This window comes from Mesotoga sp. HF07.pep.5.2.highcov, assembly GCF_003666285.1.
GTDB classification, from domain to species: domain Bacteria; phylum Thermotogota; class Thermotogae; order Petrotogales; family Kosmotogaceae; genus Mesotoga; species Mesotoga prima.
The window spans coordinates 1-900 of record NZ_JFHJ01000447.1; the positions used below are offsets into that span (position 1 = coordinate 1).

The 900-nt window shown below is 50.6% G+C and carries 1 protein-coding gene; it reads right to left on the minus strand.

Features of this window, described 5'->3' with window-relative positions; genetic code table 11:
• Positions 1-156: 156 nt before the first annotated feature.
• Positions 157-900: FGGY-family carbohydrate kinase (locus tag BG32_RS09375; protein ID WP_259459649.1), on the minus strand; the 744-nt coding region annotated here is incomplete at its 5' end.

The window sequence follows — 900 nt, forward strand, 5'->3', positions numbered from 1 at the left end:
GGAGGAGTCAATCTTGACAACATAGACACGTGGTTCAAGGCAGGCACCGCCGCCGTCGGTATAGGATCCGATCTGACTAAGGGGAGCCCGGAAGAAATAGAGGAGAAGGCAAGACAGTACGTCGCCAAAGTCAAGAATTTCTTTGGATAAATCTTGTTACTTTTTCGGAGTGTATTCCTGAAAGTTGAATGAGCGTTGAATAAGATCGTGAGCCTGCGATAGGTCGCTTAGTTCTCCAAGACCAAGCATCTGCACTATGATGTTACCCGTGGCAGTTCCTTCCGCCGGTCCTGCGACTACCGGAAGCCCTGTGTAGTCTGACACTAACTGGCAGAGAAGGCTGTTGCGAATGCCACCGCCCACCATTCTAATGTTCCTTATTGACCGGCCGGTTATTGACTGCAGTTGTTTTCTTGTCTGCTCTGTCTGGTAAGCGATTCCTTCGATAGCGGCTCTCACGATCTCTCCCCTATTTTTCAAAGAGATTCCGAGCTTCTCGGCTTCGGAGAGTATAGCCTTCTCCATGCTTCTCGGTTTTCTGAAGGCTTCGGATTCCACATCTATTTTTCTCTCATAGCTTCTGACGGTCAGCGCCATCTCGGTCAATGCATAGTGATCGAGATTCGGATCCGATCTCCTCCACTCCTTGAGGAGTTCCTGAACCAACCATAGACCGGTTAGATTCTTGAGCAGGCGGTACCTTCTTCCGTAGCAGCCCTCGTTGGCAAGGTTGTTTTCGATAACGTCGTCATTTCTGGAAGGTTTGTCGATCAACACCCCCTCTAGGCACCAGGTTCCGGCGCTGACGAACATCGAATCATCTGAAAGATCCATGGACGAAACGGCCGACGCCGTGTCGTGGCTCGCTGGGAGAATAACCTTCAAGCCCTTTATGCCAAG